At 67.2% G+C, this 18859-nt stretch carries 15 protein-coding genes; 10 read left to right on the plus strand and 5 right to left on the minus strand.

Annotated features, from left to right (window positions below; translation table 11 throughout):
* Nucleotides 1-51 precede the first annotated feature (51 nt).
* Nucleotides 52-1146: a hypothetical protein gene (locus OHA10_RS04505; protein ID WP_371404915.1), complete on the minus strand. Its 1095-nt coding sequence runs from the start codon at nt 1144-1146 to the stop codon at nt 52-54.
* The gene (locus tag OHA10_RS04510; RefSeq protein ID WP_371404916.1) at nt 1143-2432 is read right to left on the minus strand and encodes an SAM-dependent methyltransferase; all 1290 of its coding nucleotides are present in this window, start codon (nt 2430-2432) and stop codon (nt 1143-1145) included. The genes OHA10_RS04505 and OHA10_RS04510 overlap by 4 nt, the downstream gene beginning before the upstream one ends.
* 165 nt (nt 2433-2597) lie before the next feature.
* On the opposite strand from OHA10_RS04510, the gene OHA10_RS04515 reads away from it, so the two are divergent.
* Together OHA10_RS04515 and OHA10_RS04520 are read left to right on the plus strand one after the other, a co-directional pair.
* A complete protein-coding gene (locus tag OHA10_RS04515) occupies nt 2598-3371 on the plus strand; it encodes a type IV toxin-antitoxin system AbiEi family antitoxin domain-containing protein (RefSeq protein ID WP_371404917.1) in 774 nt (257 codons plus the stop codon).
* A complete protein-coding gene (locus OHA10_RS04520; protein ID WP_371404918.1) occupies nt 3364-4275 on the plus strand; it encodes a nucleotidyl transferase AbiEii/AbiGii toxin family protein in 912 nt (303 codons plus the stop codon). The genes OHA10_RS04515 and OHA10_RS04520 overlap by 8 nt, the downstream gene beginning before the upstream one ends.
* Nucleotides 4276-4769: 494 nt before the next feature.
* Here the strand turns inward: OHA10_RS04520 and OHA10_RS04525 are convergent, their stop codons facing one another.
* Nucleotides 4770-5135: a hypothetical protein gene (locus OHA10_RS04525; protein WP_371404919.1), complete on the minus strand. Its 366-nt coding sequence runs from the start codon at nt 5133-5135 to the stop codon at nt 4770-4772.
* Between the two features lie 160 nt (nt 5136-5295).
* Here OHA10_RS04525 and OHA10_RS04530 point away from each other — a divergent pair, with 160 nt between their 5' ends.
* Both OHA10_RS04530 and OHA10_RS04535 read left to right on the plus strand, forming a co-directional pair.
* On the plus strand, nt 5296-5901 hold the full coding sequence (locus OHA10_RS04530; RefSeq protein ID WP_371404920.1) for a helix-turn-helix domain-containing protein: 606 nt from the start codon (nt 5296-5298) through the stop codon (nt 5899-5901).
* Nucleotides 5902-5920: 19 nt separating this feature from the next.
* Nucleotides 5921-7204, plus strand: a complete 1284-nt coding sequence (locus OHA10_RS04535; protein WP_371404921.1) for an MFS transporter — start codon at nt 5921-5923, stop codon at nt 7202-7204.
* On the opposite strand, the gene OHA10_RS04540 is transcribed toward OHA10_RS04535, so the two are convergent.
* Nucleotides 7134-8237, minus strand: a complete 1104-nt coding sequence (locus OHA10_RS04540) for a hypothetical protein (protein ID WP_371404922.1) — start codon at nt 8235-8237, stop codon at nt 7134-7136. The genes OHA10_RS04535 and OHA10_RS04540 overlap by 71 nt on opposite strands.
* Before the next feature lie 275 nt (nt 8238-8512).
* Here OHA10_RS04540 and OHA10_RS04545 point away from each other — a divergent pair, with 275 nt between their 5' ends.
* The 4 genes from OHA10_RS04545 to OHA10_RS04560 are packed head-to-tail and all read left to right on the plus strand — an operon-like array spanning nt 8513 to nt 14187.
* Complete coding sequence (locus OHA10_RS04545; RefSeq protein WP_371404923.1) at nt 8513-9475, plus strand: carbohydrate ABC transporter permease; 963 nt, start codon at nt 8513-8515, stop codon at nt 9473-9475.
* Nucleotides 9475-10335 carry a carbohydrate ABC transporter permease gene (locus OHA10_RS04550; RefSeq protein WP_371404924.1) on the plus strand — a complete coding sequence of 287 codons (861 nt, stop codon included), beginning with the start codon at nt 9475-9477 and terminating at the stop codon, nt 10333-10335. The genes OHA10_RS04545 and OHA10_RS04550 overlap by 1 nt, the downstream gene beginning before the upstream one ends.
* A gap of 17 nt (nt 10336-10352) precedes the next feature.
* Nucleotides 10353-11663: an ABC transporter substrate-binding protein gene (locus tag OHA10_RS04555; RefSeq protein WP_371404925.1), complete on the plus strand. Its 1311-nt coding sequence runs from the start codon at nt 10353-10355 to the stop codon at nt 11661-11663.
* 10 nt (nt 11664-11673) lie between these two features.
* Entirely contained in the window at nt 11674-14187 is a 2514-nt protein-coding gene (locus tag OHA10_RS04560) for a hypothetical protein (protein WP_371404926.1), read from the plus strand.
* A gap of 252 nt (nt 14188-14439) precedes the next feature.
* On the opposite strand, the gene OHA10_RS04565 is transcribed toward OHA10_RS04560, so the two are convergent.
* Nucleotides 14440-16080, minus strand: coding sequence for an acyltransferase (locus OHA10_RS04565; protein ID WP_371404927.1), 1641 nt, complete (start codon nt 16078-16080; stop codon nt 14440-14442).
* Between the two features lie 83 nt (nt 16081-16163).
* Between OHA10_RS04565 and OHA10_RS04570 the strand changes: the two genes are divergently transcribed.
* Both OHA10_RS04570 and OHA10_RS04575 read left to right on the plus strand, forming a co-directional pair.
* The gene (locus OHA10_RS04570) at nt 16164-17249 is read left to right on the plus strand and encodes a LacI family DNA-binding transcriptional regulator (protein ID WP_371404928.1); all 1086 of its coding nucleotides are present in this window, start codon (nt 16164-16166) and stop codon (nt 17247-17249) included.
* 212 nt (nt 17250-17461) lie between these two features.
* Nucleotides 17462-18781 carry an ABC transporter substrate-binding protein gene (locus OHA10_RS04575; RefSeq protein ID WP_371404929.1) on the plus strand — a complete coding sequence of 440 codons (1320 nt, stop codon included), beginning with the start codon at nt 17462-17464 and terminating at the stop codon, nt 18779-18781.
* The last annotated feature ends 78 nt before the right edge of the window (nt 18782-18859 follow it).

The raw sequence follows: 18859 nt of genomic DNA on the forward strand, positions 1-18859 counted from the left end.
TTCAGCTTCCGGATTCAGCTTCCGGATCCAGCTTCCGGATCCAGCTGTTGATCAGGCGCGGCGGTGGCCGGTCGGCGGGCCCTGGCCGGTCAGGCGGTCGTTCTCGGCCTGGCGGTCCAGGCGTTCGCGGCGGCCAGGCGGGAACGTGACGACGGTGATGATCAGCGCGAACAGGCTGGCGCCGATGATGATCCAGCGGAGGTTGTGGTTCTTGCCGGAGCCGGAGTTGCTGGAGTCGGACGCCGTGGCCGGTTTGGGCGTGGCACTGGCGGACGGCGGCGTGGATGCGGCTGCCTTTGCCGGGGGCGCCAGCTGATAGACGGCCGAGTTGGCGCCTTCGCTGCCGACGAGAACGGTGTTGTCGGTCGATCCCACCGCCACGGTCTCGCCTTGGCCCAGGACTGCGGCGCCGCGGGCGATCGCCGTGGGGGTATCGCCCCAGGCGACCGTCACAACGTCGGTGTACGTCCGGAGGACCACGCGCTGACCGTCGGGCATGAACGTGCCGTCGGTGATGATGCCGGAGGGTGCGGGAGCCAGCTTCGAGAGATCGTTGGTGCCTTGGCGGCTCGGGGCCGGCGGGGCGGCGTAGATCGCGCCGGTGCCCTGGAGCTCCTTCGTCACGATGTACAGCTGGCTGGTGCCCGGCTCGATCAGCAGCGTCTCGGCGTCGTGCGCGCCGTCCGGGTACTTGAAGTCGAACTGGTGGTACTTGACGTCGGCGTCCTCCAGCGTCTCCGGCTCCGGGATCGTGTAGATCTCGATCTGCTCCCGGTCGGCCTTGTTGTCGCCGATGTCCGCGATGTAGATCGTGCCGTCCCGGTCCACGCCGAGCGCCTCGACGTCGGTCACCTTCGCGCCGAAGCGCAGTACCGCTTCGACCTTGCCGGTCGTCCCGTCGATCGCGAAGACCCGGCCGGTGTCGCCGGAGTCGTTCACGGTGTAGTACGTGCCGGGGTGCTTGACGCTCTTCGCGAGACCGGACGACTCCTTGATCCGGTCGTCGCGGATCGTGAACAGCTTCTTCGGAGCGGCCGGGGTCGGGCCCGCGTTCGCCGTCGCCGAGGCCGATGTGGGAAGCGCCACACCCGCGAGCGTGAAGAGCGTCGCCCCGACCAGCGCGAACGCGGTCCGAAGTCGCGTCACAGGCCCACCCCGGCCGGCGGGGGCTCAAGTAGCAGCAGCTGCGCCAGGCGCGGGTTGACCTGCCATTCGGTGACCAGCGCGTCGTACTCCGCCTGGAGCTCGGCGGTCGGCTTCGTGCCGGTCCGCGCAGCGCGGAGCAGTAGATTGCGCGGCGTGTGCTGACTGTCCACGAACTGCACGACCTCCACCCGGTAACCGACCTGTCGGAGCACCGCCGCCCGCAACGAATCCGTCAGGACGTCGGCAAACCGCTCACGAACGATGCCATATCGCGTCATCAACGCATAAGGCGCCGGTGGTGTGACGCTCTTGAGCTGCTTTTGGATGTCGTGATGACAACATGGGGCCGCGAGCACCAGCGGAGCCTCCCAGCCGACCGCCCGCGCGAGCGCGTCGTCGGTCGCGGTGTCACAGGCGTGCAGCGCCAGTACGACGTCCGGCCGTACGTCGAGTTCCGCCGCCTGGATCGTCGCGTCGACGAACCTCAGGTGGTCCTGCCAGCCGAGGGCCTCGACCACGCGCGCGTTCCGCTTCCGGGCCGCCGGGTTGTGGTCGATACCGGTCATCCGGACGTCGTGCCCGGCCGCGGACAGCAGGTGGTACGCCGCCAGCGTGAGGTACGCGTTGCCGCAGCCGAGGTCGACCACCTGCAACGGCCGGTCGGTCGCGATCCGCCCGGCCGCGATCGCCTCGTCGAGCGCCGGCGCGAGCAGCTTGCAGAACTCCTCGATCTGCTTGTACTTCGCCTGCCGCGACGGCTTGACCCGGCCCAGGTGGTCGCTGATACCGAGCTCGATCAGGAACGGCGCGGCCGGATCGAGCACCCGCTGCTTCACCCGGTCGTGCCCGGTCTCCTGCTCCCGGCTGTCCTCCTGCCGGTGCAGCAACTCCTTGCCCTTCTTGGTGTACCGCAGCCGCAGGGTCTCGCTCGTCGTCTCCACGTGCCACGACCCGTACGCCAGCCCGAGAAGCTCGTCGACAGCCTTCTCGATCTCCCCACCCGCGACACCCGCCCCGGCTCCCGCGAAGTCCGGCTGGGCTCCCGCGACGTTCCGCGTGTGGGCCTGGCGCTCGTCGAACTCGGTGATCTGCAGGTGCCGCTGCCCCTTCAGATCGACGTACCGCACCTCGACCCGCTGGTACGCCGGCGGGTCGAACCTACGCCGCCGCCCGGACGCCACCGCCCGCACCAGCCCACTCTGCTCCAGCAAGGCAGCACGAACCACCCCCAGCGCCCCGGCCTCCGCCGACAGCGCCGGCTCGCCCGACCGCACCACTGGTTGCATCGCGCCATTGTCTCCGACCCCCACCCCCGATCTCAAAAGGGTCTCGAAAACCCACCGTCGCCACCTCTGAACACAGGGCAACAGGCGGTCCCGACCAGCTAAAGGTGCCGACTGACTCAGGAGCTCAGGCTTGGAATGTTTCAGCATGAATGATACATTTCAAGCATGACTGGCACTGAGGCACTGAAGGTGCTCGCTGACGTGACAGCCACCCAGTGGGGCATGGTCACGACAGCTCAAGCGGCCTCACTCGGCGTAAGTCGCCTGTCCCTCTCACGCCTGACCGAGGTCGGCCACCTCGAGCGGCTGGTACACGGGGTCTACCGGGACATGGGCGCGCCCGCCGACGAGTTCGAGGCCCTTCGTGCCGCATGGCTGAGCACCCAGCCCGAAGACATTGCCGAGGCACGCCTGACAGATCCGCTCGCCGGCGTCGTGGTCATGGGCGCCTCCGCTGCTCACCTTCATCACATTGGCGACCTGCCTGCCGACAGGCATGAGTTCTCGACGTCGAGACGGCGGCAGTCTCAGCGTCCTGACATCCGCTACCGGATCCGGACGCTACCTCGCCAGGACATCACTCTTGCGCACGGACTTCCGGTCACGACCAAGGAGCGAACACTGGCAGACCTGGTGGAAACGCGCACCGACCTCGGTCTCGTCGCCGCTGCCCTCGGAGATGCCCTGCGCAGTGGAAGTCTCGACCTCGCCCGACTCGAGCTGCTGCTCGCGCCTTTTGCGGCTCGCAACGGATTCCGGGCCGATGACGGCAACGCTCTACTCGATCGCCTGGTGGAAATGTCGGGCGCCCTGCGTGAACTCAGCCGAGCGATTGAACGCCTGACCAGCAAGACGAAGCCGAGTCTCGCCTCTGTAGCCGCGATCGGGCCTGACCTTCTCGCACTCGAAGCGCTCGCCCGAGGCGGCTCTCGTGACTGATAGCTCCCCCTACCCCTCCGCGGCCGGTGTCGAATCGGCTATCAAGGCAGCCGCCACGGCCGCCACGAAGGACGACCCCTCCCTGACAGTCGCGGAGCGAATCCGTTTCGAATACTTCCGCCGCTTCCTCAGCCGTGTGTTCAGCGACGGCGTCGACTCCGAATGGGTCCTCAAGGGAGGCACCGGTCTGCTCGCTCGAATCCCGTCCACCCGCTCGACGCTGGACATCGACCTGTATCGCAACGGCTTCACCCTCGATCAGGCCCTGGTCGAGCTCCGCCGACTGGCAGACCTCGACCTCGGCGACCACTTCCGATTCAGCTACGTTGCGCACCGTCCATCGGTCGTCGGCGATCAGCAGCCCTATGTCGACGGGTACCGCGTGTCCTTCGACACCTATATCGGCGCGCAGCACAAAGGCCGCGTCAACATCGACCTCGCCACCGGCGCCGGGCTGACCGCCCCGGTCACGACTGTCGAGCCGGCGAGTCGACTGCACCTGCCCCGGCTCGCTAGCCACCCCTACCGGCTCTACCCGGTCGTCGACCAGGTCGCAGACAAACTCTGCGCCACAATGGAACTGCATGACGACCGTCCTTCCAGCCGCGAGAAGGACCTTGTCGACCTGGCCGTCATCGCCGTCACCCAAACCGTCGACGGGACAGCACTCGCCCACGCCGTCGAGGTCGAGTCACGCCGCCGACGCCTTCACCCGCTCACCCACTTCGAAGTCCCACGGACCTGGGGGCGCGCGTACGCCGCGATGGCCAGACCTGTCCCCTATCTGGCGAACTACGCCACCATCGCCGCAGCAACCGAACTCACCGGGGAGTTCATCGAGCCCGCACTGACCGGCATGTCAATCTCGAAGTCATGGACCCCTGACGCGTTGAGCTGGAACTGATCGGCACGCACGCTTCCAAGACAGCACCCTGCCCGGCCCTATCCCGTACTTCACCCATGCTTCTCCTAGCCCGCCCCCGTGGGCTTTACGCGAGCAGGCCGGCAAACAGGATCAATCGACGACGCGCTGTGCAACGTGCTGATGTACGTCGGGCACGCCACACCGCGCGCTGTTCATCCCCCGCCGGTCGACGTTGCCTTCGCCGGGACCCTCGCGCACGCCACGGTTCACACGCCGCCGAAGACGGCCACAAGAACTGTCGCCGCTCCCGAAAGCACTTGCCCTCGACAGACACAGCACACACGAAGCGGCGGCCTTTGACCGCTCCCTCACGATCACACCAGCCCTCGCCACGACAGTTGCTCATCACCACAGTCCGCGCGCCGCCGGAGGCGGCCACAAGGACCGTCGCCGCTGCGATCGCCCCCGGAGCAGCTGAACGCGTGGGGAGACGAGCAGACGCGGCGGCCTTTTTGAGGCGGCGTGTGTCGGGGCTATTCGAGTCTTTGGTCGTCGGTGAGGAGGCCTAGGGAGCGGAGGCGGGTGGCTATGCCGCCTTCCTGGCGGCCGAGGGTGGTGACCAACTCGTCCTTGGTGGCGCCCTTGTGGAACATCTCGATCAGGGTCTGTTCGTCTTCGGGGGACCACTGGCTGAACGCCTTCGGGTGGTTCTTGCGGGCGCGCTCGATCTTGCGGGTCATCGAGCGGACGTTGAGCAGCTCCAGGGAGCGGATTCGGGCCTGGCGGTGGCGGCCGACTTCCTCGCCCTCGCGCCAGAACACCACCGCCCCGTCGTCGAACGTCATCAGGTCGGCGGGGACGTCGCAGTAGTCGGCGTCCTCGAGCGTCACGCGCATCATTGCTGGTTCTCTCCATTCACGGTGGATGCGTGGTCGACAGAGAAGATGCCGCGATCCACCCCACCCGCAGGCCCCGATCTACAACCTGTGGACAACCAACCGCACAGCTTCTTTGCAAAATCTCTTTGCAAAGAGTCTTTGCAGTCCTATGCTCAACACCATGAGCGATGACGCCACCCCCGAGAGCGGCACCCCCGAGCCGCCGCGGACAGTCCGCCTGGACCGCCACCTGGTCCGCGCCCTGGCCCACCCGATGCGGAACCGGATCGTCGGCCTGCTCCGGGTGTACGGCCCCCAGACCGCAACCACCCTGGCCGGGCGGCTCGGTGTGAACACCGGCGCGACCAGCTACCACCTCCGCCAGCTCGCCGACGCCGGCCTGGTCGTCGAGGACGACAGCCGCGGCAACGCCCGCGACCGCTGGTGGAAGTCCGCCCACCAAGGCACCGAGTTCAACAAGGCCGAGCTGCTCGAGCAGGAGCCCGAGCTGGCGCTGGGCTTCCTGCACGGCGTCGGCCAGACGTACGCCGAGAACATGTTCAGCTACATCGACGCGATGCAGACGATGCCCGAGGACTGGCGTGACGCCAGCGTGCTCTCCGACTACTTCTTCCACCTGCGAGCCGACCAGCTCGACGCGATGATGCACGAGGTCATGGCGGTGCTGGAGAAGTACAAGACACCCGACCTGACCGCTCCGCTGCCGGAGGGCGCCGAGCAGGTGACGGTCCAGATCCAGGCCTTCCCGCGCGAGACGCGGCAGTAGGGCGAAGGCGGTGAGGCAAATGAACGACAGAGGAAACCGCGCGCCGCTGATCGCGTTCCTGGTGGCGAACGTGGTGTCGATCTGCGGCACCCGAGTCAGCGCCATCGCGATCCCATGGTTCGTACTGATCACCACCGGCTCCCCCGTCAAGACCGGTCTGGTCGCCATGGCCGAGATGACCCCGCTGGTCATCGTGAAAGCCGTCGGCGGCCCCCTGATCGACAAGGTCGGAGCCCGCCGGATCAGCGTCGTCGCAGACACAGCAAGTACTGCGATAGTCGGCCTCGTCCCGCTCCTCCACACGCTCGGCCTACTGCACTTCCCGACGCTCCTGGTACTGGTCGCGATCGCCGGCGCCTTCCGCGGACCAGGCGACTCCGCCAAAGAGACGCTGATCCCCGACATCGCCCGCGCAGCAAGGGTCCCGCTGGAGCGAGTCACAGGACTGGAGAGTACGACGGAACGCCTCGCCGGCTTCTTCGCGTACGCACTGGCCGGCGGACTCATCACCCTGGTCGGAGCGGTCAACGCACTCTGGATCGACGCCGCATCCTTCGGCGTCTGCGCCCTACTCATCGCCCAGTGGATCCCCAAGCTCGCCAAGCAGCCGATCGTCAACGACAACGAGCAGGGCTACGGCCAACGACTACTGGAGGGCTGGCACTTCCTACGCACCGACAAGCTGCTGCTCCCCCTCGTCACGATGATCGCCGTGACCAATCTGCTGGACGCCGCGACCAGCACGGTCCTGCTACCGGTCTGGATCAAGTCGCACGGCTACGGCCCCGGACACACGAGCCTGATCCTCACCGCGTTCGGAGTGACCGCCACCGCATTCGCCTTACTGGCTGCGGCAATCGGCGACCGGATCCCCCGCAAGCTGGTCTTCACCGTCGCCTTCCTCATCGCCGGAGCGCCGCGCTTCATCGCACTGGCGGCGGGCGCACCGATCTGGGCGCTGATGGCGGTGTACGCCGTCGGCGGCATCGGCGCAGGCTTCATCAACCCGGTGCTCGGCGCGATCCGGGCCGAACGGATCCCCCACCATCTCCTCGGCCGCGTCAACTCGCTGTCGAACGCGGCCTGCTGGACCGGCGTACCACTCGGTGGCGTCGTCGCCGGACTCTCCATCGCAGCCGTCGGCTTCGCGCCCGCAGTGCTCGCGGGCGGCGCGATCTACCTGATTGCCACCATGTCGCCGGTACTGATCGGCCGCCACGAGAACTGGAAGGCTACACAGGATCTGAAGGATCTTCCGGGAACGGCGGCTGATCCGGATCGGGTGGCAGTCGCAGCGTCTTAGCCTTCATCGCGCTCTCCACCTCCCGCTGCAGCCGGTCGCGCTCCGCCCGCAGCAGGCCGAGCATGACCAGATCCAGCAGCATCCCGAAAGCCGCCGCGAACTGCGTGGCAGCGAACTGGAAGACCTGTGTCATCAGCAACGACACCAGGACCGCCAGCTCGAACAGCCGCACCGCCCGGACCCGGTTGCCCTTCCGCAGCGCCAGCGCACCCCGCACCGTGAAGGTTGCTGACAGCAAGCTTCCGGCCGTGACCCCCAGCACAGGAAGGTGATCGAGCCCGTCACCGACCACGATCGCGATCAGCAGCGCACCGACCACTTGCAGAGCCAGTACGGCGACGGCCACCCGCGGAGCCTTCGGGTGGGTGGCCAACCGCTCGAACCAACGCTGCAGCGCCCGCCAGCCCGCATCGACCGGAGCGGCGAGCTCGACCTCATCAGCGGGACAGGCGGCCAGTAGGTCCCTGGTCTCGCGCCGCCCCTGCACCGACTGGGGAACTGCGCGCAGGAGCTCTGACGCCTCTGCCCGGCGACGTCGGGACAGGCCGCCGGCGACGCCCTCGACAGCGTGGTCGATCACGTTGGCCAGCTCCTCGCGCGGGTCGATCGGCCGGCGTGTGCTGAGGAACCGGAACCCGAGCACGATCAGCACGAAGACGACGTACACGATCGCCGCGGTCGGCTTGTAGAAGTAGTTGTTGTCCGAGGTGACGAACTTCCCGACCTCGTCGATGAACAGCCCGAACCCGATCCCGCCGACCGTCGCGGCGGCCGGCCGGACCACGGGTCCGACGTACCCGAGCAGCAGTGAGATCGCGACCAGCATCAGCAGGCCGCCGGGCAGCACGTGCGCGATGTGCAGCCCCTTGCCGCCGATCTGCGGGTAGCCGCTCAGGCTGAGGATCAGCCGGGTCACCAGGACCGTCGCCACCCCCGACACCACGAACGTGGTCAGGTGCTCCCCGGACCGCACGTTGCGGACCAATCCGGCACGCATCAGGTACGACGACCGCGCGGCGGTGCTGTTCGTCATTGGCGGGACGTTACCCGCGCCCCGAAGCCAACACAGCCGTCGACCCGGACCGCAGAGCGTTTGAGACGTGTGAATACGAATCCACTCAGCTATTGCGCTTCACCAATCAGCGACCTAATCTCTCGCGTAGCGGAATACCACTTCCACCACGTGGTACCCGTCGACGCTGCCCACAGACCGGCCGAAGTCCCTCACAATCCCGACTGCGAAGGCTTCGGCCGATTTTCCGCCCCGTTTCTACATCGGTGAAGAAGGACTCCTGAGAGGAGGCCACCTTGAGCACGAGCACCGAGATCTCTGCTCCGGCAGGCCGCGAACCGACAGCTGAGGTCCCTCCCCCGGCCACCCGCCCCAGACCCGCCCGGCGCACGGACCGGGTCGCCTACCTGTTCCTGCTCCCCTGGTTCGCGGGACTGCTGCTGCTGACCGCCGCACCCCTGCTCGGATCCCTCTACCTGTCGTTCACCAGGTTCAACCTGCTGCAGTCGCCCGCCTGGAACGGCTTCGGCAACTACGTGAAGATGTTCACCGACGACCCGCGCTACCTGCAGTCGTTGAAGGTGACGTTCATCTACGTCGCCCTCACCGTCCCGCTGCAGCTGGGATTCGCACTCGCGGTCGCCGTGATGCTGAACCGGCCGATGCGCGGGATGGCGTGGTACCGCTCGATCTACTACATCCCGTCGTTGCTCGGCGGCAGCGTCGCGATCGCGGTGATCTGGGGCCAACTGTTCGACGACGACGGCGTACTCAACGCCTTCCTCGCGTTCTTCGGCGTCGGCGGCCGGAGCTGGATCTCCAACCCTGACACGGCTCTCTACACGCTGGTGCTGCTGAACATCTGGCAGTTCGGCTCGCCGATGGTGATCTTCCTGGCAGGGCTCAAACAGATACCGCAGGAGCTGTACGACGCCGCGTCGGTCGACGGCGCGAACGCCTGGCGGCGGTTCTGGTCGGTCACCGTGCCGCTGCTGACCCCGATCATCTTCTTCAACGTGGTGCTGCAGATCATCCAGGCCTTCCAGGCCTTCACCCCCGCGTACGTCGTCAGCGGCGGCAGCGGCGGCCCGTCGGACTCCACGTTGTTCTACACGCTTTACCTGTACCAGCAGGGATTCACGAACCTGAACATGGGCTACGCCTCCGCGATGGCGTGGGTGCTGCTGCTGATCATCGCGATCTTCACGCTGATCAACTTCGGGCTCGCCCGCCGCTGGGTCTACTACGAGGACCGCTGATGACGACACTCCAGCACGCTCCCGCAGCCCGGCGCCGGACCCGCAGGTGGCTGACCCATCTCGCGCTGATCGCCGGCACCCTGGTGATGGTCTATCCGCTGCTCTGGATGGTCGGCGGGTCCTTCAAGAACGAGTCCGACATCTTCTCGCAGCTCAACCCGTTCCCGAGTTCGCTCGACCCGCGCAACTACATCGCCGGCTGGACCGCGACCGATCCCACCTTCACCCGGTTCTACGTCAACTCGATGGTGATCGCGGTGCTCGCCGTGGCCGGCAACGTGATCGCCTGCACGCTGACGGCGTACGCGTTCGCCCGGCTGGAGTTCCGCGGCAAGAAGGTGTTCTTCGCGATCATGCTCGGCTCGATCATGCTGCCGGCGCACGCGCTGCTGATCCCGCAGTACGTGCTGTTCTTCCACCTCGGCTGGGTGAACACCTATCTCCCGCTGGTGGTGCCGAAGTTCCTGGCCACCGACGCGTTCTTCATCTTCTTGATGGTCCAGTTCATCCGCACGATCCCGCGGACGCTGGACGAGGCCGCGATGATCGACGGCTGCGGCAAGGTCCGGATCTTCAGCCGGATCATCCTGCCGCTGACCGGACCGGTGCTGATCACCACGATGATCTTCACCTTCATCTGGACCTACAACGACTTCTTCTCCCAGCTGATCTACCTGTCCTACCCGAGCAGCGAGACCGTGCCGGTCGCGCTGCGGCGGTTCGTCGACGCGACCGGCGACTCGTCGTACGGGCAACTGCTGGCCATGTCGGTGCTGTCGCTGGTGCCGACCTTCATCGTCTTCCTTCTCGCCCAGCGCCGGATCGTCGAGGGCATCGCCACGACCGGCCTGAAGGGCTAAGCCGAAAGGACCCAGTCATGACCACACAGTTCAACCGGCGGCGCTTCCTGCAGGCCGGACTCGCGGCCGGCGTACTCACACCGTTGCTGTCGGCCTGCAACCTCGACCCCGCGGCCAAGGAGGCGAAGGGATCGGTCCGGTTCAGCAGCTACGGCGACCCGACCAAGCTCGGGCTGCGCAGCAAGCTGGCGGACAAGTACACGGCCGGTCACCAGAACGTGAAGATGGTCTTCGAGGGCACCGCGACCGCGGAGTACTGGGACAAGCTCGCCACCCAGATGGCCGGCGGCAACGCCCCTGACGTGATCAACATCGACGGCCCGCGGATCGGCCAGTACGGCGCAGCCGGGGCGCTGCAGTCGCTGCAGAAGTACATCCCGGACACCATCGACACCAAGCCGATCGACCACAACCTGCTCGTCCAGGGCCAGTTGAAGGGCGAGCAGTTCGGCATCCCGGTCGCGATGAGCACCTACAGCATCGGGTACGACGTGACCGTGCTCGACCAGCTCGGCCTGGAGCACCCGCAGGAGACGTGGACCTGGTCCGACTACGCGGCCCTGGCCAACCAGGTCCGGCAGAAGTCGGGCAAGAAGATCTACGGCGCGGAAGACCCCAGCGGGGACACGGCGTCGTTGCAGATCTTCCTGCGCGGTAAGGGCGAAGACCTGTACAAGGACGGCTCGCTCGCCTTCACCGATGCCTCGCTGACCGAGTGGTTCGAGTACTGGGCCGCGCTCCGGTCCACCGGCGGCACCATCCCGGCCGATATCGCGGCGCAGTCCGTGTACGGCGACTGGCCGACCGGGCCGCTGGTCAAGAAGCAGGCCGCACTCGCACACATCCAGACGCCCAACCTCAAGGGCGGTTTCCAGGACCTGACCGACCACACCATCGACATCACGCTGCCGCCACGGCACACGAAGGACGGCCAGTGCGGGACCTTCCCGGCGCCGAGCAGCTTCCTGTCGCTGAACGCCAAGAGCCAGCGACAGGACGATGCCGCCGGGTTCATCAACTGGTTCGCGAACGGCGCGGATGCCGCCAAGACCCTGCGGCTGATCAGCGGTCCGCCCGCATCGGCCGCCGGCCGGGACGTGCTGTTGAAGGGCAGCGACCTGACGGCGAGCGAGAAGCAGGTGCTGGCCTACACCGACCTGGCGCTGAAGAACTCCTCCGCCCCGCCGCAGGCCTCCCCGGCCGCCGCGACCGCGGTCGGCGACCTGCTGCTGAAGGTCAGCCAGGACATCGCGTTCAACAAGATCTCGATCAAGCAAGGCGTGCCGAAGTTCATGGCCGACGCCGCCAAGACCCTCGACGGCAAGTGATTGGAGCCCTATGAACGAGCAGAACCCCGTCACCACCGGCCGCACCGCAACCTGGGCGATGGAGCAGCTCGTCCGAGCCCTGGCGGAGAAAGGTCTGGCCGACGTACCGGTCCGGCTGGCCACTCCCGATGAGGTCCCCGCCGCGGACCTCGCCGACATTCCCGAGTCGTACGCCGTACTCCGGGACGGCGACGAGATCGTTGTCGTCAGCAACGACGAGATCGGACTGCGCTGCGGAGTACTCGAGCTCGCGGACCGCGTCGCCGCGGGCCTGGATCTCGCCGGTACGACGCCGTTCGCCGAGCAACCCGCCGTACCCGTCCGGGGTGTGGTGCGGTCGTTCTCCAGCGTGGACGAGGACACGCCCTGGTTCCACGACAAGCAGTTCTGGACCGACTACCTGACCTGGCTGGCCGCCTCCCGGTTCAACCGGTTCCACCTGGCGCTCGGCATGCAGTACAACTACGGCGCCGATCGGCACGGCGCGACCGACAACTACCTGTGCTTCGTGTACCCGTTCCTGTTCGACGTGGACGGGTACGACGTACACGCCGAAGGGGTCGGCGCGGACGAGCAGAAGCGCAACCTGGACACGCTGCGCTTCATCGCCGCCGAGAGCAAACGCCGCGGGCTGAAGTTCCAGCTCGGTCTGTGGAACCACGCGTACGACTACGGCCGGGACTCGGTGCACCGGTATCCGATCACCGGCATCGGTCCGGACACCCACGCGGAGTACTGCAAGGCCGGTATCGCCAGGCTGCTCACCGAATGTCCCGACATCGACGGGGTGACGTTCCGGGTTCACTACGAGGGCGGCATCCCCGACGACAAGCACGAGATCTTCTGGCGGGCGGTGTTCGAGGGCGCGAACTCGGTCGGCCGGCCGCTCGAGATCGACATGCACGCCAAGGGCGTCGACCAGGCCCTGCTCGACGCCGTCGACCTGCCGAACCTGTCCCCGGTGCTGTCGGCGAAGTACTGGGCCGAGCACGTCGGGCTGCCGTACCACCAGGCCTCCATCCGGGCCAAGGAGACGGCCAAGCCGATCCCGGCCGGCCACGAGATGAAGGGCATCACCGAGTTCTCCCGCCGGTTCACCCGTTACGGGTACGGCGACTTCCTGCGCGAGGACCGGACCGTCGACCTGATGTTCCGGGTCTGGCCGGGAACCCAGAAACTGCTGGCCTGGGGCGATCCCGCGATCGCGGCGGGGTACGGGCGGCTGTCGACGTTCGGCGGATCCCGCGGAGTCGATCTGTGCGAACCCCTGTTCTTCAAGGGACGCAAGGGCAGCGGCGAGCCGGGCAAGCGCGACCCGTACGTCCGCGAAGACCTCAGGTTGTCCGACAACCGGGAGTGGACCAAGTACCGCTACGGCTATCTGTTGTGGGGCCGGCTCCTCTACAACCCCGATGCCGAGCCGGAGACGTGGCGCCGCCATCTGAGGGCGACGTACGGCGAGGCGGCGGCACATGTGGAGGACGCTCTGAGCCCGCTGAGCCGGATCCTCCCGCTGGTGACCGTGGTCCATGGCGTCGGCGGATCGAACAACGGCTACTGGCCCGAGGTGTACCTCAACCTCCCGATCTCGTCGCAGGTCGAGTCACCGCACTACGCCGGCGACACCGACCCGCCGGCGAACTGGGGCGGCGTCAGCCCGTTCGACCCGACGACGTTCTACGCCGTCGACGAGTACGTCGCTGCGCTGGCGAGCGGCTCGGTGTCGGCGAAGTACACCCCGCTCGAGGTGGCCGCGTGGATCGAGCGGCTGGTCGATGACGGGCAGCAGGCGCTCGACCGCGCGCGCCGGACCGCGGACGAGTCGGACCCGCAGGTCCGCCGGGTCCTGATCGATCTGGAGATCCTGGTCAGGCTGGGCACGTTCTTCGCCGGCAAGTTCCGCGCCGCGGTCGACTACTCGACTTATCGGACAACCGGAGGAGTCACCTCACTGGAGTCGGCGATCCGCATCTACCAGTCAGCGAGGGATGCGTACGCCGAGATCCCGGTCATCGTCGACGGCGTCTACCAGCGAGACCTGCGGTTCGGGCGCGAGTCGTCCGAGCACGGCCACTGGGCGGACCGGGTCCCGGACATGGACACCGACCTGGCCGCCCTCACCGAGGAGCTGCAGCAGGCAGCCGGCAAGCAGTCGACGACCCAACTGCCTGCAGCACCGGCGCGGCCGGCCACAGCTGGAGTGGAGCACGCGGTGCCGGAAAGCTTCGACCGGGGCAAATCGGTCACGCTCTCGCTGGCCGTGGTCGATCCGGACGTGATCGGCGCAACGCTGCACTACCGGCACGTGGACCAGTCGAAGCCCTGGCAGCAGGTCCCGATGGAGCTGGCCGAGCAGACGCTGACCGGCACGATCGACGGCGAGTACACGTCGTCGACGTACCCGCTGATGTACTTCTTCAGCGTGCAGCACCGTGACGGCGGGCAGGCGCTCTACCCCGGTCTGGCCGCCGACCTGTCCAACCAGCCGTACATCGTCCTGGGCTCCGCGACCGTCACCGGATGATCGCTGCGATCACGACGATCGCGACGAGCGCTGCCAGCACGACAGAGGTGATGAGTCGACGGGTCCGGGGGTCCACTTGCTCAGGCTAGTGGACCCCCGTCCAGCTCGTTCACACCAGTGGGTAGTTCCCGACCAGGACACCGCCGCCACGCCGGGGTGACCAACCTCACCACTCGCCCGCAAGTGCCGGATCTGCCCCCTGGAAGACCAGCGACGGCTGCACCGCATTCAGCTCCGCAACCCCACTGGGCGTCAACGAGGTGCACGAGTCAGATTGATGAGGGGTTCGGGGCGGTGGACGCCGCGGGGGCGGTAGCCGAGGGCGTCGGACAGGCCGAGGTAGTCCGACAGCAGCCAGATGATGGCCAGCCACATCTCGGTGCCTTGCAGGCCGGGGATTGCGCGGTCGTCGGTGCCGTCAGGGGCGAACGCGAAGCCGGCGCCGTCGACCCAGCGCGGGAGGATCGCGCGCAGTTGTTCCTCGGCCCAGCGGCGGCCGTCCTGCTCGCCGTACGACGTCTGCTTGCGGGCCAGCCACAACGGGTGGATGACGTCGAGGACGTTGCAGGAGTTGTAGTTGTCGCCGGTGAACATCCGACGGTCGTTGCTGTGGGCAAGCATGGTCCCGACAGCCTGTTCCGGATACGGGAGCGGCAGGCCGAACTGGGCGTAGGTGCCGCGGGTCAAACGGTAGAAACCGTTCACGACCTGCAGCCAGCCGTCGTCCGGATGTGGGTGCCCCCAAGCACCGGTCGTCGGGTCGACCCTCGTCACGAGCCAGCCCATCAGAGCTTCGAGCGGGCCGGATTCCTTGTGGTCGTGGAGGTTCCGGGCGATCGCGGTGCCGAGATGGTCGATACCCGCCCCGGCCGACCAAGACCTCCTTGCCCAAGGCAGATTGTCCAGATCGGCAAAGCCAAAAGCCGTGTCGATCGGGTGCTCGAAGCTACTGCCGAGGACCTGGAGTGCGTAACCGACGCACAGCACGTGATAGCCGGCAGGCCCTTCCAGGACGGAGAGTTTGCTGTCGTCCGGCAGGTCCAGCCCGGCGTCCGACAGGTCTCCTGGTGCGACCAGTCCGGTCTTCGGATCCTGCCGATGACGGAGACGGCGGACCAGGTCGTCGCGGCTGTGCCCGAGCGGGGTACGGCGTACCAGCAGGTCGGCGATCTCGATCGCGTCGCACCACGGACGCACCGCCGGCTCGTGATCGAGACCGGGACGGTCGACGAACCGCTCACCGTCCCAGCAGCGGGCCAGTACGTCGTCCACCTGCGAACGGGCCTTGGCGGCGAAGGCGGTCAGTTGCGTGCGGAGGTCACCTGACATGGAGGATCCTGTTCGCGAGCGGAGGACGCGGGCGGGGTTGCCGGCGGCGACGGTGTTGGCCGGGATGTTCTTGGTGACGACCGCGCCGGCGCCGATGATGGTGTGCGGGCCGACGGTGACGCCGTCGAGGATCGTCACGTTGGAACCGATCCAGACGTCGTCGCCGATCGTGATGCCGAGGGCGGTGTGAGGTTGCTTGAAGATCGGCTGACCGGGAGCCGTGCCGTGGTTGAAGGCGAGCAGCGACGTGTGCGCGCCGATCCGGACGCCGTCGCCGATCGTCACCTTGCCGCGGACGGCGGAGAACGGGTTGATCGTCGAGTCGGAGCCGAGCGTGATGTGGCCGGTGACGTAGGCGTGCGCCGCGATGTACGAGCGCTCCCCCATCGTCAGCTCGTCGCAGTACACCGCGGCCGACTCCGCGACGTACACGTCGTCGGCGAGCTGGACCGACCCGCCGAGCCCCGCCTGCCGTTCGGCCTGGCGTTCGCGTTCGGCGTCGGAGGCCGTTCGCTTGTACTCCCACGGCAGGAAATCGAGGCGCAACGGCTCGTTCGGCAGCATGGGAAAACGCTATCCAAAACACCGGAGGCCCGCCAGCCCCGAAATGCCGCTGCTAACCTCCCGTCTGTGCGGGGAGCCAGGCAATGACGACGAGCGGATCTGTGACCGACGGCGGTGAGGTCGGCGACGACGGCCCACAGGGCGGCACGCGGCGCAGTCATCGGGTCACGATCAGCGATCTCGCCCGCCGGCTGCACATCTCCAAGGCATCGGTCTCGTACGCACTGAACGGGCGGGCCGGGGTCAGCGAGGAGACCCGGCAGCGGGTCCTCGATCTGGCCGAGGAGCTGGGCTTCCACCCGAACTCGGCAGCGGTCGCGCTGTCGGCCAGCCGGACCCGGACGATCGGGATCGTGATCGCCCGCGACCCGGCGCTGATCTCGACCGAGGCGTTTTACATGCGCACGCTGGTCGGCATCGAGCAGTACCTGAACGAGGTCGATTCGTCGCTGCTGCTGCGCCTGACGGGCGAGCACGGCGAGGATCTCGACGTACTGCGGCGCTGGTCGCGGCAGGGGCGCGTCGACGGGTTCATCCTGTTCGACGAGCACGACGACGACCCCAGGATCCCGCTGCTGAAGGAGCTCGGGGTTCCGTGCGTGGTGGTGAGTTCGAACGCACCGGACGACTCGGTCGGGCGGTTGATCAGCTCACCCGAGGAGACGGTCGGGCTGCTGCTCGACCATCTGGTCGAGCTCGGGCACCGCGACGTCGCGCATGTCAGCGGGCCGTTCACGTTCGTCCACGAGCGGCTGCGGGTGCAGATCCTGCAGGAGCAGGCCGCGGCGCGCGGGGTCGCCGTACGGCATATCGAAGGCACCTACCGGTACGACGACGGCGCCGAACTCACCCGTCGGTTGCTGACCGACCCGAACCCGCCGAGCGCGATCGTGCTCGGGAACGACCTGATGGCGGTCGCGGCGCTGCGGGTCGCGATGGACCTCGGTACGGCGGTACCGGCCGAGGTCTCGATCCTCGCCTGGGACGACTCGCCGCTGTGCGAACTCGCCCGCCCCGGCATCACCGCGGTCGACCAGAAGACGATGGAACGCGGCCGGGCTGCGGCCGATCTGCTGCTCCGGATCGTCACCGGCGACAACGAAATTCACCAAGAAGCGCCCGCCGGCGAGCTGCGGGCCCGGGAATCCAGCGGTCCGGCAGGTTCCTGACCAGTTTCAAGACTCTGTGAATTCGGTTGAATTCGGAGGGTGTTGGATTGCGCTTGCCGCGGTCACGCGAGAGGTTGGATCAGTCACGAGGTCGTAACGAAGACCCCTGAACTGAACCGGTTAGGGTTTCGAAACTTAACCGGTTAGGTCAGTATGGGGCCGATCCGCTTCCGCAGGTCCTGCGGAGGCTCGACGGGACGAGGGAGTCCGACGTGAGACTGCGTTCGTTTGTAGCCGCGGTGGCGGCGACCGCCATGGGAATCAGCCTCGCCGCGTGTGGTGGTGGCGACAAGAACGATTCCTCCGGCGGCGGTTCGGGTGGTGACCAGACGCTGACCTACTGGGCCAGCAACCAGGGCACCAGCCTGGACAACGACAAGGAGGTGCTGACCCCGGTCCTGCAGAAGTTCACCCAGGACACCGGCATCAAGGTCAACCTCGAGGTGATCGGCTGGAACGATCTGCAGACGCGGATCCAGACCGCGATCACCTCCGGCCAGGCGCCGGACGTGGTCAACATCGGCAACACCTGGGCGGCCTCGCTGCAGGCGACCGACGCGTTCCTGCCGTTCGACGGCGACGCGATGACCGCCATCGGCGGCAAGGACAAGTTCGTGCCGACGGCTCTGGCGACCGGCGGCAAGGAAGGCACCGACCCGACCTCGGTCCCGCTCTACGGTCTGGCCTACGGCCTGTACTACAACAAGGCGATGTTCGCCGCGGCCGGCCTGCAGCCGCCGAAGACCTGGGAAGAGATGGTCACCGACGCGCGGAAGCTGACCGTCCCGGCCAAGAAGCAGTGGGGTATGGCGCTGGCGGCCGGCAGCTACACCGAGAACGTGCACTTCGCGTTCATCAACGCCGCGCAGAACAAGGCCGACTGGTTCGACGCCGACGGCAAGCCGACCTTCACCGGTGACGGCAACGTGCAGGGCGTGCTGCGGTACCTCGACCTGATGCAGAAGGACAAGGTCGCGAACCCGTCGAACGCGCAGTACGACAACGGCACCAAGTCGGTCAACGACTTCGCCACCAAGAAGGTCGCGATGGTCATCAACCAGAACAACGCCGACTCCTCGATCGTTGCCAACGGCATGAAGGCCGGCGAGTACGGCGTCGTGCCGTTCCCGGCCCCGGCCGGCGCCGAGCAGGTGGCCAGCCACGTGGCCGGTATCAACCTGTCGGTCTTCAAGAACACCAAGCACAAGGACGCGGCGCTGAAGTTCGTCAAGTACATGACGGACGCGACCACGCAGACCACGCTGGGCAAGCCGTTCTCCTCGCTGCCGGTGCTGAAGGACGCGAAGCCGGTGTTCACCACCGACGCGGCCGAGGCGGCGACGTTCCAGGACGTCTACAACACCAAGTCCAAGCCGCTGCCGCTGGTGCCGGCCGAGGACCAGTTCGAGAGCACCGTCGGCAAGGCGATGAACTCGATGTTCGCCAAGATCGCGACCGGCGGAACGGTCACGGCCGACGATGTGAAAGCGGCCCTGAAGACCGCCCAGGATCAGGTGGCCGCAGGTAGCTGACTCGCGCTCAGTGGCCCGGACGACCCGTCCGGGCCACTGCCCGCGTCAGCCCCCACCACCGATCCGACAGACAGGAGG

It is taken from the genome of Kribbella sp. NBC_00662, assembly GCF_041430295.1.
GTDB lineage: Bacteria > Actinomycetota > Actinomycetes > Propionibacteriales > Kribbellaceae > Kribbella.

What these genes read in the sequence shown, in the direction of transcription:
- OHA10_RS04510 (WP_371404916.1), bottom strand. Translation starts at nt 2,432, where the DNA reads ATGCAACCAGTGGTGCGGTCGGGCGAGCCGGCGCTGTCGGCGGAGGCC.
- OHA10_RS04550 (WP_371404924.1), top strand. Translation starts at nt 9,475, where the DNA reads ATGACGACACTCCAGCACGCTCCCGCAGCCCGGCGCCGGACCCGCAGG.
- OHA10_RS04515 (WP_371404917.1), top strand. Translation starts at nt 2,598, where the DNA reads ATGACTGGCACTGAGGCACTGAAGGTGCTCGCTGACGTGACAGCCACC.
- OHA10_RS04530 (WP_371404920.1), top strand. Translation starts at nt 5,296, where the DNA reads ATGAGCGATGACGCCACCCCCGAGAGCGGCACCCCCGAGCCGCCGCGG.
- OHA10_RS04525 (WP_371404919.1), bottom strand. Translation starts at nt 5,135, where the DNA reads ATGATGCGCGTGACGCTCGAGGACGCCGACTACTGCGACGTCCCCGCC.
- OHA10_RS04565 (WP_371404927.1), bottom strand. Translation starts at nt 16,080, where the DNA reads ATGCTGCCGAACGAGCCGTTGCGCCTCGATTTCCTGCCGTGGGAGTAC.
- OHA10_RS04535 (WP_371404921.1), top strand. Translation starts at nt 5,921, where the DNA reads ATGAACGACAGAGGAAACCGCGCGCCGCTGATCGCGTTCCTGGTGGCG.
- OHA10_RS04560 (WP_371404926.1), top strand. Translation starts at nt 11,674, where the DNA reads ATGAACGAGCAGAACCCCGTCACCACCGGCCGCACCGCAACCTGGGCG.
- OHA10_RS04540 (WP_371404922.1), bottom strand. Translation starts at nt 8,237, where the DNA reads ATGACGAACAGCACCGCCGCGCGGTCGTCGTACCTGATGCGTGCCGGA.
- OHA10_RS04555 (WP_371404925.1), top strand. Translation starts at nt 10,353, where the DNA reads ATGACCACACAGTTCAACCGGCGGCGCTTCCTGCAGGCCGGACTCGCG.
- OHA10_RS04570 (WP_371404928.1), top strand. Translation starts at nt 16,164, where the DNA reads ATGACGACGAGCGGATCTGTGACCGACGGCGGTGAGGTCGGCGACGAC.